The sequence below is a fragment of the Curtobacterium sp. B8 genome (assembly GCF_000333315.1).
In the GTDB taxonomy this organism is placed as follows: Bacteria; Actinomycetota; Actinomycetes; order Actinomycetales; family Microbacteriaceae; genus Curtobacterium; species Curtobacterium luteum.
Window position 1 is genome coordinate 1 of record NZ_BACW01000109.1, and the last position, 7,524, is coordinate 7,524.

Below are 7,524 nucleotides of genomic sequence, written 5' to 3' on the forward strand. Positions count from 1 at the left end.
GCGATGAGAGCCCGCCATGGCTGACGATCGCGGACGCCGGCCGGCTGTTCCAGTGGCGGACCCAGCCCGTCGCCGAGGCCCGGGAGGTCCCGCAGCTGTTCGCACGGAAGTTCTCGACCGACCGGAGCTCGGAGTTGCTCGACCTCGTCGACGCGGCGTTCGGGCTGCGGCCGACACGACCCGAGCGCGTGGCGGCCGAGGTGGTGCCCTCGTGACGCCGTCGCAGGACACCGGATCCGCGCAGCCGACGACCCGCCGCGAGGCCCGGGCAGCGCGCGAGGCCGCCGCCGCGACCGGCACCGCGGTCGCGGAACCCACCGCCGTCGCGGATCCCGCCACCGGCACGGACCCCGCCACCGGCACGGACCCGGCCGGCACGGACCCGGCACCCGCCACCGGCTCGACGCGCACGGTGTCGTCGGTCCTCTTCGGCCGGGGCCTGCTCTACGTCGTCGTCTGGTCGATGCAGCTCGTCGTGTCGTCGCTGATCTCCCCCGTGCTCGCGCACCTGATGCCCCCGGCCGAGTTCGGCGTGCTCGCGTCCGCGATCGCCCTGTACCAGGCCCTCGGGGTGCTCGCCGTGGCCGGGCTCGACCAGGCGACCGTGCTCCAGCGCGCCGAGGACGGGGACGACCGGCGTGCGCGGGGCCTGCTGAGCGTCGGCATCACCACCGCGGTCCTCGTCACGGTGGTCTCGCTCGTCTCCATCCCGGTCTGGGGCGACGCCGCCGGGTTCGTCGGGCAGCACCCCTTGCTGCTCATCGCCGTCCTCTGGGTCGGTCCCGCCGCGGTCGTGCAGCTGTCCCTCGCGCTCCTCGTGGCGCAGGACCGGATCCGTGTCTTCGCCGTCACGAGCCTGCTGTCGTCGATCGGCGGCTCGATCATCGGGCTCGGCCTCCTCACCTTCGTGCACGCCGACGCGGTGACCTACGCCTGGGGCGGGGTCGTGGCGCAGGGGATCGCGATGGTGATCGGCATCGTCGCGACCCGTCCCCGCATCGCGGGGCTGTTCGACCGGAAGACCACCGCCCGGGCGTTCCGGCTGGGCATCCCGATCGCGCTCGGGAACCTGTCGTACTTCGTGCTGAACGCCGGCGACCGCATCGTCATCCAGCGCCTCCTCGGCCCGGAGGAGGTCGCGCGCTACCAGATCGCCTACGTCGTCGGGTCGGCCGTCATCCTCCTGCTCTCCTTCACGAACCAGGCGTGGGCACCCCACTTCGCGGCGCTCCGCGACGCCGTCGCCCGTCGTGAGCTCGCCATGCACTCCCGCGACGAGCTGTACCGCATGCTCGCGCCGGTGCTGCTCGCCGTGACGCTCGTGTCGCCCGTCGCCCTGCCGATCCTCGCCCCCGCGTCCTACCGGGTGCACGAGCTGACCGTCGTCGTGCTCATCGTCGCCGTGACCGCGCTGCCGGTGGTGGCGAGCGGCGCGACCGGACGCCTGCTCGTCATCGAACGGCGGGGCGTGGCCGTCGGCATCATCGCCGCGATCGCCGGCGCCGTGAACATCGGCGCGAACATCCTCCTGGTGCCGTGGCTCGGCCTCGCGGGCGCCGCCGTGTCGACCGTCGTCGCCTACGTCGTGCTCGCAGCCCTCCAGCAGGCGGTGCTCCCCGACCGTCGGGCATGGCGCGGGCCAGGGTGGCGGATCGTCGTGCCGGTGGCTGCGGGCCTCACGGTCGCCGTCGCGTCGCTGTTCGTGCCCCAGGACCTGTTCTGGAACTGCTTCCGGATGGCCGGCGCCGTCGCGTGCCTGCCATGGTTCATCCGCCGACTCCGTGCCGCCCGAGGAGGGACCGCATGACCACCGGACGGCCGCTCCGCATCGCTCTCGTCACCTCCGGACTGGCGATCACCGGCGGCCTGGAGCGGTGCGTCCTCGAGGACACCGAGGAGCTCGTCGCCGCAGGCCACGAGGTCCTCGTCTGGCACCGGGACGACGGGATGCCGCGGGCGGGTGAGGGCCGTCCGGCCTTCGAACGCCTCGGCGTCCGGCTCGTGCACGGCACCGACCCGCGCTTCGGTGTCCGCTCCGCGCTGCGGGACGTCGTCCGCTTCGTCCGCGAAGGGCTGCGGCTCCGCAGCTGGGCACCCGACGTCATCTGGCTGAACCGGCCCGAGTACCTGCCCTACGGTCGCGTCGTCTCCGCCGTGTCCCGTGTCCCGCTCGCGGTGCACCTGCACCATGCGCCGAACTACGGGCGGCTGCGGCCCTTCGCCGGCGGCCGGACCCGCTACCTCGCCGTGTCCGCCGCGATGGCCGATGCGTGGGCCGCCGTGGGGGCGCCCCGTGACCGCACCACGATCGTGCCGAACGGGGTCGACACCGCCGAGTTCCCCCCGGCGACCGAGTCCGCCGCCCGCGACGCGCGAGCGCGCCTCGGGCTGCCCGAGGACGCCCCCGTCGTGCTCTACTACGGCCGGCTCAGCCGCGGGAAGGGCGTGGTCGCCCTCCTGGAGGCATGGGGTCGCGTCCGTTCGTCGGCTCCCGTCCGACGGCGGGTGACGTGCCCGACCGCGGGCGGCGCGACACACACCACACCCGTCCTCGTCCTCGCCGGCGCGCTCTACCCCGACGAGGAGGCGGCCGTCCAGCGGGCCGTCGACGCGCTCCCCGAGGGTTCGGTCGTCCTGCTCCCGGAGCGTGACGACGTGCTCCCGCTCCTGCACGCCGCGGACCTCGTGGTCGTCCCGTCCGTCGAACCCGAGGGCTTCGGCAGGACGGTCGTCGAGGCCATGTCGACCGGCACGCCGGTGGTCGCGGCCGCGTCCGGCGGCACGGCCGAGATCCTCTCCGGCGAGTGGGCGCGGTACACGGTCGACCCGAGCGACGCGGCGGCCCTCGCGGCCCGCATCGTCGACGTGCTCGAAGAGGCGGCGACGGACCCGTCGCTCGGGGCCCGCTGCCGGGAGTGGGTCAGTGCCCGGTACGGCCGGACCCCGCACGTCGCTGCCCTCCTCGCCGCGCTCGAGGAGCACGCCCGACGCTGAGCGCCCGCGGCGGCGCTCAGTCGCCGACGGCCGACGCGACGAACACCATCACCGGACTGTCCTCCCGGAGCGGTCCCCGCTGCCAGTCCCCGAAGACCTCGACCGCCTCGAAGCCGGCTGCGCCGACGTCGCGCAGCAGCTCGTCGTGACCCCGGAACCGCAGGTCCTCGCTGTACGCCAGGGTCTCGTCCGTGTCGACGAAGCGGTTGGACGCCACGAGACGGACGACGCCCGGAGCGATCTCGGTGGCCTCGGACCACTCCTCGAGCGGACCGGCCGCCGTGACCCGGGTCGACCGCCCGTCGGAGGTCCAGGCCTCCCAGGCCCGCGCGGCGGGGTTCCGGCTCTCGAACGCCACGGTGCCGCCCGGCACGAGCACGGACCGCAGGTCGCGCAGTGTGCGCTGCCACGCAGCGTCCCCGATGTGCTGTGCGACGTTCCCCGTCATCAGCGCGAGGTCGCGGGGCTCCGCCGGCACGTCGCGGCTGTCACCGAGGATCCACGAGACGCTCCCGCCGCCCGGACGTCGTCGCGCGGCGTCGAGCATCGTGGCCGAGGGATCGACGCCGAGCACGTCGCGGTCGACACCGGCGAGCGTCACGGTCAGGATCCCGGTGCCGCAGCCCAGGTCGACGATCCTCCGGGCGCCGACGTGGTCGGCGAGACCGCGCCAGAAGTCGTGGTCCGGACCGTCCGGGTTGTCCACGTCGTACAGGTCCACGAGCCGTCGGTCCAGGTCCACCACCCCGCGACCGTAGCGCGGCTCGCCCGGAACGCGCCGCGGGCCGGGCGCGTCGGCCGGGTCGGGTCAACCCTTCGGCACGTCGACCGTGATCCAGTCGATGAGCAGCGACCCGTCCGACTCCTTCGGCGGCACACCACCGAGCGACCCGGCCTGCACCACGAAGTGCATGGGCTCGACCGGGATGTCCTTGTCCGTCGAGGCGATCTCGTGCCCGTCGATCGAGAACGTCATGCGCTGCGGCGTCCAGTCGATCGTGTACGTGTGCCAGTCCTTCAGCGAGGCCGCGGTCTCGAGGTGGACGCACTTCTCCGCGGGCGCGGCGAGGCAGTGCACGTTGAGCCACGCGGGCGCTCCGAGTGCGCCCTCGGGGAAGTCGACCTCGCCGTCGGCCCAGACGTTCCGGTCGCTCCACAGCAGCACCGCGACGCCGTACCCGTCGACCTCGTCGCTGCGCATGCGGATGCTGTAGCGGCCGGCGGTCTGGCCGCCCCACTTGCCGTCGACCAGCGGCACGATCCCACCCGCGAGCGGGGTCCCGCCTGCGGTCGTGCGCATCCGCATGTCGAGCACGCCGTCGTGCGCGGTCAGTGCGGACGCGGAGTAGCGACCGGTCCCCGCGGTGTCGGCGAAGCCGTGGTACACGGAGAACCGGTCCGCGTAGGGCTGTTCGAACCCGCCGGTCGCGTTGGGCTCGGCGAAGTCCTCCGAGAACGCCCGCGTCCACCCGGCCGCAACTGCGGTCGGCATGGTCTCACCACTGGGGTCGACCGCGGTGCCCGAGGACGCACCGGTGGCGGCCGCGGCGACGATCCCGGCGGTGACGACGACCGCGCCCGCGGCCAGCCCGAGGCGACGGCGGCCCGGGCCGGCCGGGCGGAGGTGCCTCGAGTGACCCGCACCGTGCGCGGGGGCGGCACCGTGCGCCGAGGCGGCGTCGGTCGTCAGCGTGGACGGCGGGGTCAGGTCGTCGTCCACGCGCGCACCTCCGAGAGCCCGGCGTTCTGGGTGCCGGAGGAGACGCCGGTGACGGTGAACCGCACCCAGGTGACGGTCCGCCCGGAGAAGTCGACGTTCAGCGTCGAGCCGTCGTTCGGCAGCGAGCCCACGCGCACGCTCGTACCGTCCGAGAAGGTCAAGGTGCCACTCGTGACGCGGTCGGTGGTGTTCGGGCGGTCGTGGAGCTCGATCCGGCCGAGGCGCTGCGCGGAGGCCCAGGTGAGCTGGATCCAGGTTCCGGACCGGCCGTTCGGCGCGACCCACTCCGCCGACGGGTTCACCGGGTAGCCGGACACGACGCCGTCGACGGCCTTCTGCACGGTCTGCCCGTCCGCCGGGTTCTGCGCGCTCGCCGTCGGGGTGGCCGACCCCGTGACGTCGCGGGGCGCCGGAGTCGGTGTCGGCGTCGGCGTCGGCGTCGGAGTCGGAGTCGGCGTCGGCGTCGGCGTCGGCGTCGGCGTCGGCGTCGGCGTCGGCGTCGGCGTGGGCGTCGGCGTCGGCGTGCTGCCCGTGCCCGACGCGCCGATCGCCCGGATCTCCGCGAGCCCGGCGTTCTGGGTCCGACTGCTCACCGACGTCACCGTGAACCGCACCCAGGTCACGCTCCGGGCGGCGAACGACACCCGCTGGACCGTGCCGGCGTTCGGCAGGGCCGACACCGCGACGCTCGACCCGTCCGAGAACGTCAGGGTCCCGCCGGTGACCTGGTCGGTCGTGTTCGGCCGGTCGGCGAGGTCGATCGCCGTCAGCGACGTCGACGACGGCCAGGTGAGCTGGAGCCAGGTACCGGCGCGACCGTTCGGGGCGACCCACTCGGCGGACGGGTTCGCCGGGTAGCCGGACACGACGCCGTCGACGGCCTTCACCGCGGTCTGGCCGTCCGCCGGGTTCTCGGCGCTCGCGGTCACGGTCGCCGCCGACGTGACGTCGACGGTCGTCGGCGGCGGGGTCGTCGACCCGGAGCCGGACGTGTACGCCCGCAACTCGGCGAGCCCGGTGTTCCGGGTGCTGCTGCTGACCGAGGTGACGGTGAAGCGCACCCACGTCACCGATCGGGCCGCGAAGGTGACCTGCTGCAGCGTGCCGCTGTTCGGCAGCGCCGGGACGGCGACGCTCGAACCGTCGGAGAACGTCAGCGTGCCGCCCGTGACCTGGTCGTCGCTGTTCGGTCGGTCCGCGAGGTCGATGCTCGACAGGGCCTTCGCGGACGACCACGACAGCTGGATCCACGTCCCGGCGCGACCGTTCGGGGCGACCCACTCCGCCGACGGGTTCGCCGGGTAGCCCGAGACGACGCCGTCGACGGCCTTCGCCGCGGTCTGGCCGTCCGCGGGGTTCTCCGCACTGGCGGTGACCGTTGCCGACCCCGTGACGTCGGTGCGGTCGCTGCCGGGGTCCGACGGGTTCGTGGGCTGCGACGGATCCGCCTGTCCGACCGTGTACTGCCGCTGGAGCCAGGACGACTCGGGACGGGAGGAGCACGCCGTCCAGGTGGCGCACGTCTCGCTGTCGTGGGCGGCGTAGGTGAAGAACGCCGACGACTTCGCCGCGACCTGGGCCGAGGTCAGGTTCGTCGGCCGTCCCTCGATCGGGTACCCGATGTACCCGGTGAACGTGTGCGCTCCGGTGTACTGCCGCTGTGCCGCGTCCGTGAGGTACGCCACGGTGTGGTGGTCGCTGTGGTCGCCGTCGCCGTACCCGCCGGCGTGGTCGAGCGTCCGGACGGCCGTGGGCGCGTACCCGCTGACGAGGCCAGCGATCGTCGCGCGCAGCTCAGCGAGCGTGTAGGTCGCCGGGGACGGGGCGTCCGCGATCGTGGAGAGGGTCTGCACCCACCCCTGGTAGAGCTGCTGCAGGCTCGTGTACCCGGTCGCCCAGAAGCCGTTCCCGCCGAGGTTCCCGTCGGGGAGGTCCATGAAGACGAGGCTGAGGCGGGGGTCCGCGGTCAGGGTCTCGAGCCGGAGTGACTTGCCCGCCACCGCGATGGTGCTCGTGGTCGTCGCGGGGTCGACCCCGGCGATCGACGCGTACGCCGCCACCAGCCCGGTCTGCCGTTCGCGCCAGTACCACGCGGGGTAGCCCGCGTCGGCGGCGGTCACGACGACGGTCCGGACGCAGGCACCCGCCTCGATGCTCGCCCGCAGGTCTGTGCCCTGGAAGAGCAGGTCGTCGTCGGGGTGCGCGACGACGTCCAGGACCCGTCCGGCGCGGCAGTCCGCGCCGGCCCCGGGGTCGGTCGTCGCCGCGTCCGCAGCGTCACGCGCGCCGAGCACCGTCGTCATCGCCAGCACGACGGTCAGGGCCGTCACCGCGGCGGTGACGAACCGGACCGACCCTGACCGTCGGCGCTGCGGCTCCTCAGGCTGCGCCATGGCGGAGCCCCTCGGGGGTGAGTTCGTACACGACGGTCGTGCCGGACGACCAGACGGGCTTCCAGTACGGCGAGTCCGCCATGGCGGCCGACAGCTCCCGGTAGTCGGACTCGCTCTGGTACCCGTACCGCTCGTCGTAGGCGCCGAACGGCGCGGCCACGATCGCGTAGTACTTCGTCGCCGCCCAGGTGCTGACGAGCTTGCGCGTGACGTTCGAGACGTCCGCCGTGGCGTCGTAGTCCTCGCTGGCCGGGTAGGCACCGAACACCTCGCGCGAGAGCGCGCCGACGTCGAAGTACCGGGACCCGATGTTGCTCGGGACGGCGTTCGCCGACCCGGTGAGCAACATGATCGAACCCTTCGGCGCGGTCCGGTCGTAGAACTGCATCGCGGCGGCCTGGCTCCGGGTCGGGACCG

At 73.8% G+C, this 7,524-nt stretch carries 7 protein-coding genes; 3 read left to right on the top strand and 4 right to left on the bottom strand.

What is annotated here, in order from left to right; translation table 11 throughout:
* The 3 genes from I59_RS22540 to I59_RS02875 form a co-directional block, all read left to right on the top strand.
* Positions 1-215, top strand: a 215-nt coding sequence (locus tag I59_RS22540; protein WP_042726398.1) for a hypothetical protein, incomplete at its 5' end; no start/stop codon positions are given.
* Entirely contained in the window at positions 212-1,807 is a 1,596-nt protein-coding gene (locus tag I59_RS02870; RefSeq protein ID WP_022902583.1) for a lipopolysaccharide biosynthesis protein, read from the top strand. The genes I59_RS22540 and I59_RS02870, both read left to right, overlap by 4 nt.
* Entirely contained in the window at positions 1,804-2,994 is a 1,191-nt protein-coding gene (locus I59_RS02875) for a glycosyltransferase family 4 protein (RefSeq protein WP_022902584.1), read from the top strand. Before I59_RS02870 ends, I59_RS02875 begins: the two co-directional genes overlap by 4 nt.
* Positions 2,995-3,010: 16 nt before the next feature.
* On the opposite strand, the gene I59_RS02880 is transcribed toward I59_RS02875, so the two are convergent.
* From I59_RS02880 to I59_RS02895, 4 genes are all read right to left on the bottom strand, one after another.
* Positions 3,011-3,739 carry a bifunctional 2-polyprenyl-6-hydroxyphenol methylase/3-demethylubiquinol 3-O-methyltransferase UbiG gene (locus I59_RS02880; RefSeq protein ID WP_022902585.1) on the bottom strand — a complete coding sequence of 243 codons (729 nt, stop codon included), beginning with the start codon at positions 3,737-3,739 and terminating at the stop codon, positions 3,011-3,013.
* 63 nt (positions 3,740-3,802) lie between these two features.
* Positions 3,803-4,714, bottom strand: coding sequence for a glycoside hydrolase family 16 protein (locus I59_RS20565; RefSeq protein ID WP_022902586.1), 912 nt, complete (start codon positions 4,712-4,714; stop codon positions 3,803-3,805).
* Positions 4,699-7,107 (bottom strand): PIG-L family deacetylase, encoded by a 2,409-nt coding sequence (locus tag I59_RS20570; protein ID WP_022902587.1) that lies wholly within the window; start codon positions 7,105-7,107, stop codon positions 4,699-4,701. The genes I59_RS20565 and I59_RS20570 overlap by 16 nt, the downstream gene beginning before the upstream one ends.
* Positions 7,094-7,524: hypothetical protein (locus tag I59_RS02895; RefSeq protein ID WP_222834984.1), on the bottom strand; the 431-nt coding region annotated here is incomplete at its 5' end. The genes I59_RS20570 and I59_RS02895, both read right to left, overlap by 14 nt.

Coding starts and splice junctions, on each gene's coding strand:
- I59_RS02875 (WP_022902584.1), top strand. CDS start 1,804: ATGACCACCGGACGGCCGCTCCGCATCGCTCTCGTCACCTCCGGACTG.
- I59_RS20570 (WP_022902587.1), bottom strand. CDS start 7,107: ATGGCGCAGCCTGAGGAGCCGCAGCGCCGACGGTCAGGGTCGGTCCGG.